The organism is Devosia lacusdianchii (assembly GCF_022429625.1).
Lineage (GTDB): Bacteria > Pseudomonadota > Alphaproteobacteria > Rhizobiales > Devosiaceae > Devosia > Devosia lacusdianchii.
Genome location: NZ_CP092483.1, coordinates 1,354,552 through 1,368,750 on the forward strand (window position 1 = coordinate 1,354,552; position 14,199 = coordinate 1,368,750).

The following is a 14,199-nucleotide window of genomic DNA, read 5'->3' on the forward strand; positions in this document are numbered from 1 at the left end:
ATCCAATAACATGATACACAATATAAAAGGGCGCACCGAGCCGGTACGCCCCTGATTTGGTCGTCGTCACGCCCGAAGCTGCAAGAAAACCGGCGGCATGCTGCCAGCGACTGCAGCTCTTGCTGGCTTAAATCTTCACCCGCACCATCTGGTACGAATACGGCGGCAGGGTCACGCTCAGCGTACCCCCGGCAATCTTTGCACCCTCGCCCTTCCTGGGCTTGACCTCATCCTGCTTCTTGGCCGAATTCACCGCCTTAAGATCAGGATGCGTCATCACCTGGTGGTCGATAACCGTGCCATTGCCGAAGCCCTGCAGGCTCACTTCCGTCTCGATGCTCTCGCTCGTGTGGCGGTTGACGAGGAAGAAGCTGAGCGTGCCATCCTCTTCATTGTGCACGCCTGAAACGTCCACGAACGGCGTATCCTTGGCATGCGTAGTCTCGTAGCCCGGCGAGTTCGTCACCAGCTGCAAGGCCGTGCCGCGACCAAACACCGAGGCGAAGAAATACGGGTAATAGATCGTCTGCGCCCAGGCCGGACCGCCCTTTTCCGTCATGATCGGCGCGATCACATTCACCAGCTGGGCGATGCAGGCGATCTTCACCACATCCGACCGGCGGATGAAGGTGTTGAGGATCAACCCCACCATCAGCACGTCTTCGAAATTGTAGATGTCTTCCAGCAATCCCGGCGCGTGCGGCCAGCCGCTATTGCCATCGAGGATCTGCCGATCCTGCTTGTTGGAGTGGTACCAGACATTCCATTCGTCGAACGAAATGGTGATGTCCTTTTTTGACCGCTTCTTGTGCTTCACCTGCTTGATGGTCGACGCCACCGTCTCGATATAGGTGTCGAGTTTTTCGCTCAGCCCCAGATAGTTCGGCGTATTGTTGTCGCGGTTGGCGAAATACATGTGCAGGCTGATATGATCGACATGATCATAGGTATGCTCGAGCACGATGCGCTCCCAATCGGGGAAGCTTGCCATATCCGAATGCGACGAGCCGCAGACGACGAGTTCCAGCGACTTGTCGAACATGCGCATGGCGCGCGCCGTATTGGCTGCTAGCTTGCCATACTCGTCGGCATCCTTGTGGCCAACCTGCCAGGGGCCGTCCATCTCGTTGCCCAAGCACCAGAGCTTGACGTTGAAAGGCTCCTTGCGGCCATTCTTGATGCGCAGGTCGCTCCAGTAGGAGCCGCCGGGATGGTTGCAGTATTCGAGGAAATTGCGCGCCTCGTCGACGCCGCGGGAACCAAGGTTCACCGCCAGCATCATCTCGGTGCCGACCGTCGCGCACCAGTCGGCAAACTCATGCACGCCAACAGCATTGCTGTCCGACGTGTGCCAGGCCAGGTCCAGCCGGGTAGGGCGCTGCTCGCGCGGCCCGATGCCGTCTTCCCAGTTATAGGCGGAAACAAAGTTACCCCCGGGGTAGCGCACCACCGGAACCTTCAGGTCCTTGACCAGCTTGGCCACGTCTCCCCGCATCCCGTCCTTGTCGGCCGTCGGGTGGTCAGGCTCGTAAATGCCCTCGTAAATCGCCCGTCCCAAATGCTCGAGAAATGCCCCATAGACACGATCGTCAATCTTGGAGACCGTAAAATCCTTATGCGCGACGACCGAAGCCTTCACCCTATCCTCCCAATGAATCCGTTTTTCTGATTTATATCAGTTACTCCGTTGTAAACGAGGCGGGCGCGAGGGCGCAAGGGGTGGGTACGCAATTAATATGACTTAATTGGTCGACCGTCTATCTGCAGCCACCGGCCGGTCCCTCCCCCTATCAGCGGAGGCTAGGAGGGGGTATCCTCTTGGCAAGAACGGCCTTCCGCCTACCGCTCTGTCTGCAACCGCATCACAATTTCCTGGTCGTAATTCCCAAACCCACGACCGAAAATATTGATACCGCCCGGGTGCTTAGCATCCGGCTTCACCGCGATCCGCAGCCGGATCGAGTGATGGTTGGCCAGGTCCAGGTCGACCAGCGAGATCGGCGAAATCTTCATGCCGTCGACATAAGTTCCGTCCTTGGTCACCCGCCAGCTCTTGAGCTTGCCATACTGACTGCCCTTCAGCTTCCACCAGTCCGGCGTATAGACCCCGCGCTTGTCGCCGAAGTCGCCCGGCGACATCCAGGTGCCGATCTCGGTGCCATTTACCGAAAGCGTGATATCGCTCGGCCAGTCCGCCGACGTCCCCGGCACTTCCGAGCTCAGCTCCATCGAGAATTCCATGCCCTCGATCGGGTTCTGGCTCAGCTTGGCATTGTTGGGGAACTGGTACTCGACATACCCCCGCGTAAACCAGATCAGCCCCGCCTTCATCCGCTCCGGGTCGAGGAAAGTATCGGGCACATCCAGCAGCCCGATAATCCCTTCCGTCGAACACAGCCCGCACGGCGCCGACACTTCGCAACTGGTATAGAGCCCCAGCGGCATGGCCACTTCGATGGTGTTTGACCGCAGCGGCTTGATGTCCTCTTTGAACATCACCATCACTTCGTCGAACATCGAATGGCAGATCTTCTGGTTGCCCTTGCGCGCCTTCTGCGTCTCGGTCCGAATGAGTCCTGCACTCTCCAGGATTTGTATGTTCGTCGATACCGTCGATTGGGGCAGGTCGAGCTTGTCCGCAATATCATTGCCATTCATCGCCCCCTCGACATGCAGGAGCTTTAGGATTTTCACCCGGATCGGCGACGCGAGCCCCTTGAGAACCTCCATGCCCTCTTCAGGGTCGATAACCAGGAAATTGCGGCTCATGGCAGGGCTTTCACGGCAATAAGACAAGACGGTCATGTCTATCAGGATTGCTGATACAATCAACCACCGGCTCCAGGCGCGTCTGAGAGCACGTCCGCCCCGCCTCCACGGAGTCATTCCCGCCAAAGCGAAAACCTCCGTTTCCCTTGGCCAGGACCGCCAACACCGTCCCCCGCAGTCTCGCCGCTCCCACGCCCGGCAGCAAAATTTTGTCCATCCGCGCCATCCAGCGAAAGCCAGAACCTCGCAATTCACGACTGAGCTGATAGACTTTGTTGATATAGGCGAGCCAGCGCCTGCCAGACGAACACCGACCAACCAGCGGCCCTCGGGCCAAAGCAGAGGAGTGGAGACGATGGGGCATTTTTTTGGTGTATTGACCCCGAACTTCGGTCGCCGCGACGCCGGCGACGAAGCCCCCGGCAAAGCCGATTTCTTCTCCTTCGGCCGCCTCGATGACGAAGGCGCCAGCCGTGCCGAACAGGATGCCCTGTTCCTCACCGGCAAGCGTTTCGAGCCGGCCGACCGCAGCGACAGCGAGCTGCTGCGCTTCGTCCGCCTCACCCTGCCGCGCCATTATTGAGTCGGGCCATGACGGCCAAGATATTGATTGTCCCGGGCCTGCACGGCTCGGGCGACGGCCACTGGCAAACCTGGTGGCGCCGCGACCACCGCGATGCGGTTCTGGTAGAGCAGGACGATTGGTCGAACCCGGATTCGGCGCGCTGGCTCCATCGGCTGGAGCGCGCCGTCGCCGCCAATCCCGGCGCCCTGATCGTGGCGCACAGCCTGGGCAGCGTTCTGGCCGCCCGTCTTGCCGGCAGCCCGGTGGCGCCGCTGGTCGGCGGTGCCTTGCTGGTGGCTCCGGCCGACATCAACCGCACCGCATCACTCCATCGCCGCACCTACGAGTTCGGCGAGATGCCGCGCGACCCGCTGCCCTTTCCGAGCCTTGTCGTCGCCAGCCGCGACGACGTCTACATGTCGTTCCGCACTGCGCTCGATCTGGCCGCGGCCTGGGGTAGTCCCGTGCACGATCTGGGCTATGCCGGTCACATCAACATTGCCAGCGGCTTCGGCCGCTGGACCGGCGGTTACGCGCTGGCGCGACGGCTGACCGGCCGCCCGGCTGCCGCATAGAGCGCGAACGGAGAATTTTGCCTTGTCTAGCGGCTTTGTAGAATTTATTTACACTGGCGACCGTCCGGTCTCCTTCCTACCGGAGGTTTCCGTCGGAAGGCCGGTAGGTTCATGCTCACCAAAAAAGGCAAATACGGTCTCAAGGCGCTTGCCGCGCTTGCCGATGTCCCGCCGGGCCAGCTCGCTTTCGTCGGCGAGATCGCCCGCCAGAACAACATTCCCAAGAAGTTCCTCGACGCCATTCTCGCCGATTTGCGCAATGCTGGCTTCGTCTATAGCCGCAAGGGCAAGACCGGCGGCTATTGCCTCGCGCGCCCGGCCGACGAGATCAAGATTGGCCACGTCGTCCGCGTCCTCGATGGCCCGCTGGCGCCTATCCCGTGCGCCAGCAAGACCCGTTACCAGCCCTGCACCGATTGCGACGAAGCGACATGCGAAGTTCGCCATTTGATGCTCGACGTCCGCAACGCCATCGCCGAAGTGCTGGACAACACCAGCCTCACCCAGATGCGCGCCATGGGTGGAGCCGAGTCCCTGTCTCCAGACGAATCGATCAGTGCCTGACGGTCTGGAGGCGGCCATGAGCGCCGCGGGCGGCCGTCCCTCTGTCACCATTATCGGTGGCGGGGCCAGTGGCGTCTTGCTCGCCGCCCACCTGCTGCGCGATCCCGATACCGATATCCGCGTGACCCTCATCGAGCGGCGCGGCCAGTTCGGGCGGGGGCTCGCCTATTCCGCAAGCCAGCGCGATCACAAGGTCAACGTGCCGGCGCGCGGCATGAGCGCCTTCGCCGACGATCCCGAACATTTCTGGCGCTGGCTGCAGACCCGCGGCTATCCCGCCGCCCGTGGCTCGTGGGTCTTCGTGCCCCGCCGCCTCTATGGCGTCTATCTCGAACAGGTCCTGACCCAGGCCGGCCAATCCCGCCTCGGCCGCTTGGTCGTCCTCTCCGAAGAGGTGGTCTCCGTCCGCGAGGGCAAGGCTGGCGTCGAGACCGTCCTCGCCAATGGCACCAGCATCGTCAGCCACACCGCCGTGCTCGCCGTCGGCCACGAAACCCAGCCCGCCCGCGGTCGCGGCATCGCCGTCCGCGTCGGTTCCGATCGCGATACCCCGCTCGATCCCCAGGCCGAGGTCATGGTGCTTGGCTCCGGCCTCAGCATGGTCGATGCCTGGCTGTCGCTGGCCGAAGCCGACCATCGCGGCCAGATCATTGTCGTCTCGCGCAATGGCCTGCTGCCCAAGGGCCACCGCGACGTGCCGCCGATCAATATCGACGCGGCCGATGTGCCTTTCGGCACCAACGCGCCCTATTTCCTGCGCTGGTTCCGCGCGCTGGTCGACGAAACCGAGCGCGCCGGCGGCGACTGGCGCAGCGTCGTCGATGGCCTGCGCCCCTACAATCAGCGCATCTGGCAGAGTTGGTCCGAACACACCCGCCGCCAGTTCCTGCGCCATCTGCGCCCCTGGTGGAACATCCACCGCCATCGCTTGCCGCCCGAACTGCACGATCGGCTCGCCCGCGCGGTCGATACCGGCCAGGTCCGCCTCGTCGCCGCCGAGTTCGTCGGCGTCGAGCGCAATGGCGACGGCGTCCGCGCTGGCATCCGTCCGCGCGGCACCACCGAGCGAAAAACCATCGATATCGCCCGCGTCTACGATTGCGGCGGCGTCAGCGTAGACGTGCTCGGCAGCTCTAACCCGGTCATCCGCGACCTGGTCGCCAACGGCCAGGCCCGACCCGATCCCCTCCATATCGGCCTCGATGTGGACGATCACTGCGCCGTCGTCGCCAGCGACGGCAAAGCGTCGCAGCGCCTGCTCGCCGTCGGACCGCTCACGCGCGGCCGCTTCTTCGAAATCGAAGCCGTCCCCGATATCCGCGTCCAATGCGCCACCCTGGCGAGCCGCATCCTGCACCCGACCCCGACCCACTGAGCCGCTGCGGCAGCCATCGCCCGCGAGCCCACAACAACACGCTCAGAGGCGCTTGCAATCTCATCCGTCATTGTCTATGCAATGCCCGCGCCGGAAGCGTGCCCCGCACCTCCGCCGCCAGCCGGTCCATCGGCCTGCTGGGGAATAGTTCAATGGTAGAACTGCGGACTCTGACTCCGTCAATCTTGGTTCGAATCCAGGTTCCCCAGCCAATATTTTTTTGCAATAAAATCAACAGCATAGCAAAATCCATTGGCAGAGTTCGTTAGCACCTGTCGCTGGCAGCCCAGCTTGTGGAAAGTGCTGCTCGCCAGTAGCGCGTGAATCGGTCCGTGGGGGATTGGGATCATGCTCATTCAAATTGGCCTCATGATTGGCCTGATCATCTTCGTCATGTCGTTCTACTGGACGCGGGTGATCTTTGGTGCCCTGCTAATGCTCGCTTGGGGCCTGTTCGCTGTGGGCGCTCCGCTCTATTTCTTCTTTGACAATCTGCGGACTGCGAACGTCGCAGCGGCGGTAATCGTGCTTCTCGCGTCTGCGCCGGTGGTGTTTTGCTGGCTCATTGCTGCACGCGCTGCGCGGGACTGGTATCAGCAACAGATCAAGTGGGGGAGGTTCAGGCAGCCATGGAACGCCCGCTAGTGATCGCTGTCGCGATGGCACTTTTCGCCAGCCCGACCACCGCCCAACAGCCAACTTATGAGCAGCAAGTTGAACTGCAGGAATTCTCGGAAGCCTATCTGCTATGCGGGCGCTTAAATGGTCGCGAAATAGCGATCAGCGAACCAGACCTAGAGCGCGAAAATGTCGTGCGCGTTGCGGCCGCAAGGTGTCAAAGTTATCGCGATGCGCTCGACGCCAAGGCAGTAGAGATAGAAGGGTCGGACATGGCGGCAATGATGCGCAGTTTTGACACCACTAACTTCAGTGTGTCAGTCGAAAGCGCTGTGGATGGAGCCCGGCGCGAGGCCGGGCTGCCTCTCAAGTAACACCTGCCTTAGCTAACCCAACTCGTTCTATCCGCTATGTGCTGCCCTACCCCGTCGAGACCTGGGAATAGGTTTCTCCGGTCAATTCCCATCGCAAAGAGCACCCCGCGCAACAACGGCTTTACCCTCTCAGCTATGACGATCTTCGCAAAGCCTCGCGTGACCTTCCCTTCATGATCGGTGATCTGCGATCCCATATCGGGACGTTGGTCAATGGGAACAAACGGCGCCTTCGGGTCGCCGTAGGGGTGCATCGTGAACACCGACTTTTGTGCTGGGATGCGCCGGTCAATAGCAGGCGGGGATATTTCAAAAGCCTGATACGTCCCTAGGCTCATGATGTCCGGGCTCACGCGCGCGTCCGGCAACAACATAAATAGGGCCGCATCGCAATTCGCCCTTCGGTTCTCTACAGCGAAGAAAAGTGCGACCAGCGGATCATGGCTCCAATCGAGAAGCGATGTGGGGACTCCAAAGTGTTGAGCCAATACCCGGTCATTCGTCTGATTTCGATCAATGGAGGGTAGATACGGCATTGCCTCCCTGTAGAAGCGATTGATGCCTTCCATTTCATAGTGGTCATAAGCCTCTTTGGCTGGTCCACCAATGATGTTGGGCCGTGTCCGGTAGATGCTTGGGATCAACGGCCATGTCGCATCACCTTGGCCACGAAATACGTGGCGATAGCCGCCGGGTTCACGTTCAATGATGGCAAACAGCTCGGCTATAGATGGATTGCTGAGGACGTATGTTCGCATGCTCGATGGCTCTCATAACGCTGTAGCACCTGAAAATCAGGCGCAGTCGCGGACTGTCAATTTCCCAAGTTGCAGAAATAGTGTGCAGCAGTCGCCTTGAATGGCGATCAAGAAAACCCAATTGCGAACGGAAATGTTTGGAGGGCTGACATGGACGACGATCTGATTTCGAGCTTGAAATGCGATGTGGAAATCAACATTTCCGGCTGGGACGATACTGAAATCAACAAACGCACCGCTGCCGTGCTTCGCAAGGCTGCAGCGATGGTCGAAAGCGGCGATCTAGAAACTGGCTTCATCGACCTGCGAGAAGACACAGGCAGGAAGGTCGGCACCATCTATGTTGATCATAGTGAGGGCGGGCCGTTCACAGACGAAACCCCGAACTAGCCTAGGACATGAAAGCGCCGCCAAACCACAAAGGTCGGGCGGCGCTGGTGCTTGGTCCACGCGCGACCGTCCCGGACACAAGGCCTGTGCTAGCGCATCGCCAAATCCGGATGCTGCGCCGTCAGCGCCGAAATAAACTGCCTCGTTCGTTCATCCTCCGGCCGACCGAACACCGCCTGCGCCGGCCCGGCTTCGATCACCTCGCCGGCGCCGAGAAACACCACATTGCTGGCGATGGTGGAGGCCAGGCGCAGGTCGTGCGTGGCCATGAGCATGGTTGTCCCGTCGCGGGCAAGCCGCGCCAGCACATCGACAACTTCGCCCGCGAGTTGCGGATCGAGCGCCGAGGTGGGCTCGTCGCAGAGCAGCACCTTGGGGGCAGGAGCGAGTGCGCGGGCAATGGCCACGCGTTGCTGCTGCCCGCCGGACAGGCTTGATGGCCAGGCGTCGGCCTTGGCGGTCATGCCGACCTTGTCGAGCAGCTCGAGTGCCCGGGCTCGTGCCTGCTCCCGCGGCCACTTGAGGACAACCAGCAATCCTTCCATGACGTTTTCCAGCGCCGTCAGATGCGGGAAAAGCTGGAAATTCTGGAACACCATGCCGGTCTTGCGGCGCAGCGCCAGCATGGCATCGCGGCCGATCTTGGCCCCGGGCGCGAACTGGATCGCCACATCGTCGATGCGCACCGCGCCCGATTGCGGCATTTCGAGCAGGTTGACGCAGCGGAGCAGGGTGCTCTTGCCGCTGCCGGAAGCGCCGATCAGGGCGGTGACGCCGCCCTCGGGCACCGTGATGCTGACGCCCTTGAGCACGTGATTGTCGCCGAAGCTTTTGTGGATGCTGTCGAGCGCGATCATGAGGCAGCCTCGATGTAGCCACCATAGCGGGAGAAGCGCTTTTCGACCCGCGCCTGCAGGCCCGATAGCACCGAGCTCACCACCAGGTAGATCAATGCCACCTCGACATAGAGGATGAGCGGCTCATAGGAGGTCGCCACAATGCGCTGCCCGGCGCGGAACAGTTCGGGCACGGTGATCGCTGCGGCCAGCGAAGTGTCCTTGACCAGCGAGATGAACGTATTGGACAGCGGGGGCACGGCGATGCGCGTGGCCTGTGGAAGGATGATGCGGCGCATGGCCTGCGGCCAGGTCATGCCGATGGAATAGGCCGCCTCCCACTGGCCCTTGGGCACGGCCAGCAGCACGGCGCGAACGATCTCCGACGTGTAGGCGCCCACGTTGAGCGTGAAGCCGATCAGCGCGGCCGGGAAGGCATCGAGCACGATGCCGACGCTGGGCAGGCCGTAAAAGATCAGGAAGAGCTGCACCAGCAGCGGCGTGCCACGGATGATCCACACATAAAAGCGGACGAATGCCGCCAGTGGCCAGGGCGCAAACAGCCGGGCAATGGCGGCCAGGAAGCCGACGCCAAGACCCAGCGCGAAGGACAGTAGCGTCAGCGGCACCGTGAACAGCAGGCAGGCCCACAGCAGCGAGGGCAGCGACTCGATCATCAGGGAGAGCCATTGCGGCATCACTGTTTCCGTCATGAGAAAAGGATCGGCCGATCATGGCCGATCCTTCGGGATAATACGCTGTTCGAGTGCTACTGCGAGACGTCTTCGCCGAAGTACTTCTGCGAAATCTCGGCATAGGTGCCGTCAGCCTTGATGGCCACCAGAGCCTCGTTGATGGCGGCCAGCAGCTCGGGCTTGCCCTTGGCCAGCAGCACGCCGGAGAAATCGGCATCGGCGGCCGTGGCAACCACCTTCACGTCGGCATCGGGCTGCTGCTTCTTGAAGTCAAAGAACGACAGGCTGTCATTGATCGTCGCGTCGGCGCGGCCCTGGATCACGAGCGCGATCGACTGGTCGAAGCCCTCGGTTCCCACGAGCGTTGCGCCGTATCCCTCGGCCAGCTTGCCGAAATTGCTGGTCAGCGTCTGGGCCGAGTTCTTGCCGGCCAGATCCTCGAAGCTGGTGATCTCGGTATTGTCGCCGCGCACCACCAGGGCAGCCTTGGAGGCGATATAGGGCTCGGAGAAGTCGTATTTGGCCTGGCGGTCGGCGTTGATGCCCACCTGGTTGATCACCACATCGTAGCGATCGGCATCGATGCCGGCGATCAGGCCATCCCACGGGCCTTCGACGAACTCAGCTTCGACGCCGATCTGCTTGGCAATGGCCCGGCCGATTTCAACGTCGAAGCCGACCAGCGCGCCGCTGGCATCATGGAAGGTGAAGGGGGCATAGGTGCCTTCGGTGCCGATCCGCAGCGCGCCCGCCTGCTTGACGGCGTCGAGTGCGGTCTGTGCAAATGCCGGGGTGGCCAAGGCCAGCAAACCAACGGCAAGCAGCACTTTCGAGAGTTTCATTGTCTTCTCCTGGGTGGCCGGTTCATGTCTCAGAACCGGAATTATGCCAGGAATCTGCACCCCCGGCGGGCGCGTTTCAATTGGTTGGATGGATCTTTCCCTTCCCCGGGACCGCCCGATGCAACCATGCTCCACTTGATTATTTCGGGAGCCGGTTGTTGCTGATTTTGCCCTCCTGCGAGATCCCGCGCTGCCGGAAGACCCAGGAACGTTCGGTGCCGCTTCCGCGTTTGCACGGCCACCGGCTCACGAGGTATCACTCCTGACCGGCCTCGGAGATCCACCCATTGAGCGTAGCCTTCACCAAGGAAGACAGTGCCGAGACGGCCTCGGAGACCATGCTCCCCGATCGCCCGATTTCGGCCGAGCCCAATCTCGTCACATCCGCAGGGTTGCAGGCGCTGGAAGCGCAGCGGATCGAGGCGCGCGAGGCCTATGACGTCGCGAGCCGGATCGAGGACGTCAACGAACGCCGCCGTCAGTCCGCCGGCCCGCTGCGCGACCTACGCTATTTCTCCGAGCGCGTCCGCACCGCCCAGCTCATCCCCGATCCGACCACGACGGACACCGTCGCCTTCGGTAGCACGGTCACCTTCAGCCGGGACGACGGGCGAGTGCAGACCTATCGGATCGTCGGCGAAGACGAGGCCGATCCCAAGGCTGGCTCGATCTCCCACGCCTCGCCCATCGCGCGCCTGCTCACGGGCAAGGCCGTGGGCGATATCGTGAGCGTTGGCGAGCAGGACCTCGAGATCACCGCCATATCCTGATGCATTGGAAATCGACTCGGGTGATGACGCCAGCAATGGCCTGCGCTAGTATGCCATCGGCTCAAGGCGGCCAGCAGTCCGCGCACTCCGGTGCATGGCGAACGCCTCTGCAAGTTGCTCTTTCCGGATTCATGTCGGCGGGCATCGGCAATGCGGACACCGACTTGGGCCAGTGCCGACTTTGGAGCCGGTATCACATGCGAAATTATGAAGACGCCAAGCTCATGGCCAAGGCCATGCGCGAAGCATTGGCGACCAGACAGGTCACCATCACCCACAGCGAAGCCCTTGAAATCGTGGCGAAACAGTTCGGGTTCGACACCTGGAACATCCTGTCCGCCAAGATAGAGGGCGGGTCACGGGCAAGGCAGGGCGATGAGATCGTCTTCGAGCGCGCCATGCCCATCGTGCGCATTTTCGATATCCCGAAAGCGCACGACTTCTATCTCGATTTCCTGGGTTTCACGGTCGATTGGGAGCATCGCTTCCACGATAACGCCCCACTGTACACCCAGGTCTCGCGTGGCGAGCTGTCGTTGCACCTGTCCGAACATGCCGGTGACGCCTCGCCGGGCGGCAACATGGTCGTCTACATGCCGCAGGGCCTCAGGGCGTTTCACGCCGAACTCCTGGCCAAGAACTACCGCGCGATGCGGCCGGGCCTGGAGAATGCCGATTGGGGCCTCGAAATGATGGTCACCGACCCTTTCACCAACCGCATCCGCTTCATGGAGCGCAAACCCGCCTGACGGACCGGCGGGCAGAAGCCGGCAGCCCCGGAGGGCTGCTGGCGATTGACGTTGGCTTAGTAGTCGAACTGCTTGGCCAGGGTCAGCTTGAAGGTGCGGCCGGTCGAACGGTCGGTCGACAGGTTCTCGCGGTAGTCGGCATTGAACACATTCTCGATGCTGAACTGCGCTTCCGTCCCGGCGAAAACACCGGTGTCCGGCTTCCAGCTCGCGAACAGATCCAGCGTTTGGAATGCCTCGGCCTTGCCATCGCCGCCAAAGGCGCCCGACGGATAGACATAGGCGCCCGTGCTCGCCAGCGTGACGGTGGCGCCATATTCGAGGTTCCATTCCGGATTGCGCGCGCCGAGTGTCGCCACCAGCTTGTTCTGCGGCACGGTGGTGAGCGGCGTATTGGTGACCAGATTGTCGCCAATGGTCACCGAATAGGCGAGGTTGGCGAACCATTGCTCGGAATTGTACGCGCCCTCGACCTCGACGCCGTAGATGCGCGCCGCGCCGATATTGCCGTAATAGGGCACGCCGACGCCGGTGTTTGACACGATCATATTGGTCAGATCGCTATAGAATCCGGTGGTCTTGATGCTGGCCGTATCGCCTGAGGTAAGCAGGTCATAGCCCGAAAGCGAGAAACCGCCCTCGACTGTATTGGCATATTCGGTCTGCAGGTTATGGCTGGCGAACTTGGCGGCCGAAACCGCATAGAGCTCGTCGATCGTCGGCATGCGTTCGGTATGGGCGACCGAGCCGAACACGCTGACCCTATCGTTGATCTCGTAGTGGGCCGCCAGCTTGGGCGAGAAGGCCGAGCCGTTGCGCGGCTGCAGGCCCGCCGTGACCGGCTTGATCCACTGGAAGTCGCCACGCGCGCCGGCGATCAACGTCAGCCGCTCGTCCCAGATGAACTCGTTCTGCACGAACAGGCCCAGTTTGTCCTCGGTGCCCTCGGCATGCGCTGGCAGGGGCAGCGATGGGGCAGGGCGCTTGACGCTGCGGTCGAGCGTCGACGCCTGGAACCCAACCGTCAGGTAGTTCTCGAAGCCCTCGCCGATCCACTCCACCGTATTGTCGGCCGATAGCTGCAAGGTGCGATAGCCATAGGTGGTGTCCGACAGGATATTGGTGCCACCATTGGGCGTGCGCGGCCCGCCCAGGAACGGCCGGTGATTGGTCTGCTCGTTGGTCGTGTCCGAGAAGGTCAGGTTGACGTTGAGGTCGACCCAGGGATTGTCGAGGTCCGGATTCTCCCACGACAGCGTCGCGGTCTGGTCGATCACCGTGCGGTCGATAATGCCGAACGCCGCCTGCGTGCCGGTTTGGGCATAGGCCTGATCCTTGGCATCGCTGAACCAGCGCTGGTACGACAGGCGCAGCGTCTGTTCGTCATTCTCGCCGAAATGGGCGGTGCCCTTGATCAGCCCCGACCAGGTGTCGAAGCCCGAGCCGACGAGCGGTGTGCCCTTGGCCAGATCCAGGTTCTCACTGCGCCGCCAGTTGCCGGTGGCCAGGATTTCGAACGTCTCTGACAATTGCTGGGCCAGCACCACCGAGGTCAGTGTGCCCAGGCCATTGCTGGAGAAACCGCCCTTGACCCGCAACGCGCCGGTATAGCCATCGCGGATGAAGTCTGACGCGTCCTTGGTGGTGAAGTTGATAACGCCGCCAATGGCGCCCGCGCCGTAAAGCGTCGACGATGCCGGCCCGCGCAACACTTCGATCTGCTTGTAGAGCTCTGGATCCGAGAAGAACGAGCCCATGCGGTATTGTTCGTTGAACTTGGGCGCCCCGTCCACGGTCACCACCACGCGCGAGCCGTCCGATGAGTTCTCGGTGGTGCCGATGCCGCGAATGTTGAACGCCTCGCCGAACTGGCGCTCGCTGCCCACCATGGTCACGCCCGGCACGCTGTCGAAGACGCCGCCGATCGTGGTCGCCTGTGCGCGGTCGAGGTCGGCCTGATCGATGACCGTCACTGCCTGCGGCGTGTCGATGGCGACCTTGGGAGCGCCGCCCAGGCCGATCACCAGCCGTTCCAGCAGCGTCACATTGCTTGCATTCGTATTCGTCGTGGTGGTTTGCGCGGCAGCCCCCTGCAGCGCAATTGCCCCCAGCGCAACGCCGCACATCAGTGCAGCCGCGCGCGATCGTACCAGCCCCATTTCAGACTCCAGTCGGTTGATTCTTTGATTGCTGGCTGGCGGGGGGCTGGCTCGCGTCGATCGCGTCAAAAACATGACTACTGCGATCACCTATTGCGGTCTCTAGATAATATGGCTATTAGAGTCAAGTTAATACGAAGCGCTCGATGACGAGCTAAGG

Annotated in this window: 16 protein-coding genes and 1 tRNA gene; 10 read left to right on the forward strand and 7 right to left on the reverse strand. The window is 61.8% G+C overall.

Annotated features, from left to right (window positions below):
* Positions 1-127: 127 nt before the first annotated feature.
* Together arfA and MF606_RS06580 are read right to left on the reverse strand one after the other, a co-directional pair.
* Positions 128-1,639: an arabinosylfuranosidase ArfA gene (gene arfA / locus MF606_RS06575; protein WP_240233011.1), complete on the reverse strand. Its 1,512-nt coding sequence runs from the start codon at positions 1,637-1,639 to the stop codon at positions 128-130.
* A gap of 200 nt (positions 1,640-1,839) precedes the next feature.
* On the reverse strand, positions 1,840-2,769 hold the full coding sequence (locus MF606_RS06580) for an ArsR/SmtB family transcription factor (RefSeq protein WP_240233012.1): 930 nt from the start codon (positions 2,767-2,769) through the stop codon (positions 1,840-1,842).
* A gap of 355 nt (positions 2,770-3,124) precedes the next feature.
* Between MF606_RS06580 and MF606_RS06585 the strand changes: the two genes are divergently transcribed.
* The 7 genes from MF606_RS06585 (at position 3,125) to MF606_RS06615 (ending at position 6,840) form a co-directional block, all read left to right on the forward strand.
* The gene (locus MF606_RS06585; RefSeq protein ID WP_240233013.1) at positions 3,125-3,352 is read left to right on the forward strand and encodes a hypothetical protein; all 228 of its coding nucleotides are present in this window, start codon (positions 3,125-3,127) and stop codon (positions 3,350-3,352) included.
* Positions 3,353-3,360: 8 nt separating this feature from the next.
* The gene (locus MF606_RS06590; protein ID WP_240233014.1) at positions 3,361-3,909 is read left to right on the forward strand and encodes an RBBP9/YdeN family alpha/beta hydrolase; all 549 of its coding nucleotides are present in this window, start codon (positions 3,361-3,363) and stop codon (positions 3,907-3,909) included.
* A gap of 111 nt (positions 3,910-4,020) precedes the next feature.
* Positions 4,021-4,473 (forward strand): RrF2 family transcriptional regulator, encoded by a 453-nt coding sequence (locus tag MF606_RS06595; RefSeq protein WP_240233015.1) that lies wholly within the window; start codon positions 4,021-4,023, stop codon positions 4,471-4,473.
* A gap of 16 nt (positions 4,474-4,489) precedes the next feature.
* Complete coding sequence (locus tag MF606_RS06600; protein WP_240233016.1) at positions 4,490-5,848, forward strand: FAD/NAD(P)-binding protein; 1,359 nt, start codon at positions 4,490-4,492, stop codon at positions 5,846-5,848.
* 138 nt (positions 5,849-5,986) lie between these two features.
* Positions 5,987-6,060: transfer RNA gene (locus MF606_RS06605), tRNA-Gln, on the forward strand.
* Positions 6,061-6,196: 136 nt separating this feature from the next.
* Positions 6,197-6,493 carry a hypothetical protein gene (locus MF606_RS06610; RefSeq protein WP_240233017.1) on the forward strand — a complete coding sequence of 99 codons (297 nt, stop codon included), beginning with the start codon at positions 6,197-6,199 and terminating at the stop codon, positions 6,491-6,493.
* Entirely contained in the window at positions 6,478-6,840 is a 363-nt protein-coding gene (locus tag MF606_RS06615; RefSeq protein ID WP_240233018.1) for a hypothetical protein, read from the forward strand. Before MF606_RS06610 ends, MF606_RS06615 begins: the two co-directional genes overlap by 16 nt.
* Positions 6,841-6,848: 8 nt before the next feature.
* Here the strand turns inward: MF606_RS06615 and MF606_RS06620 are convergent, their stop codons facing one another.
* On the reverse strand, positions 6,849-7,598 hold the full coding sequence (locus tag MF606_RS06620) for an FRG domain-containing protein (RefSeq protein ID WP_240233019.1): 750 nt from the start codon (positions 7,596-7,598) through the stop codon (positions 6,849-6,851).
* 150 nt (positions 7,599-7,748) lie between these two features.
* Here MF606_RS06620 and MF606_RS06625 point away from each other — a divergent pair, with 150 nt between their 5' ends.
* Entirely contained in the window at positions 7,749-7,988 is a 240-nt protein-coding gene (locus MF606_RS06625; RefSeq protein WP_240233020.1) for a hypothetical protein, read from the forward strand.
* 89 nt (positions 7,989-8,077) lie between these two features.
* Here MF606_RS06625 and MF606_RS06630 read toward each other — a convergent pair whose 3' ends face one another.
* The 3 genes from MF606_RS06630 to MF606_RS06640 form a co-directional block, all read right to left on the reverse strand.
* Positions 8,078-8,845, reverse strand: coding sequence for an amino acid ABC transporter ATP-binding protein (locus MF606_RS06630; RefSeq protein ID WP_240233021.1), 768 nt, complete (start codon positions 8,843-8,845; stop codon positions 8,078-8,080).
* Positions 8,842-9,522: an amino acid ABC transporter permease gene (locus MF606_RS06635; protein ID WP_240233022.1), complete on the reverse strand. Its 681-nt coding sequence runs from the start codon at positions 9,520-9,522 to the stop codon at positions 8,842-8,844. The genes MF606_RS06630 and MF606_RS06635 overlap by 4 nt, the downstream gene beginning before the upstream one ends.
* A gap of 71 nt (positions 9,523-9,593) precedes the next feature.
* Positions 9,594-10,361, reverse strand: coding sequence for an amino acid ABC transporter substrate-binding protein (locus tag MF606_RS06640; RefSeq protein WP_240233023.1), 768 nt, complete (start codon positions 10,359-10,361; stop codon positions 9,594-9,596).
* 287 nt (positions 10,362-10,648) lie between these two features.
* Between MF606_RS06640 and greA the strand changes: the two genes are divergently transcribed.
* Together greA and MF606_RS06650 are read left to right on the forward strand one after the other, a co-directional pair.
* Positions 10,649-11,131 (forward strand): transcription elongation factor GreA, encoded by a 483-nt coding sequence (gene greA / locus MF606_RS06645; RefSeq protein ID WP_240233024.1) that lies wholly within the window; start codon positions 10,649-10,651, stop codon positions 11,129-11,131.
* A 197-nt stretch (positions 11,132-11,328) separates the two neighbouring features.
* Positions 11,329-11,880, forward strand: a complete 552-nt coding sequence (locus MF606_RS06650; protein ID WP_240233025.1) for a glyoxalase superfamily protein — start codon at positions 11,329-11,331, stop codon at positions 11,878-11,880.
* 56 nt (positions 11,881-11,936) lie between these two features.
* Here the strand turns inward: MF606_RS06650 and MF606_RS06655 are convergent, their stop codons facing one another.
* Positions 11,937-14,039, reverse strand: coding sequence for a TonB-dependent receptor domain-containing protein (locus MF606_RS06655; protein WP_240233026.1), 2,103 nt, complete (start codon positions 14,037-14,039; stop codon positions 11,937-11,939).
* Positions 14,040-14,199 lie beyond the last annotated feature (160 nt).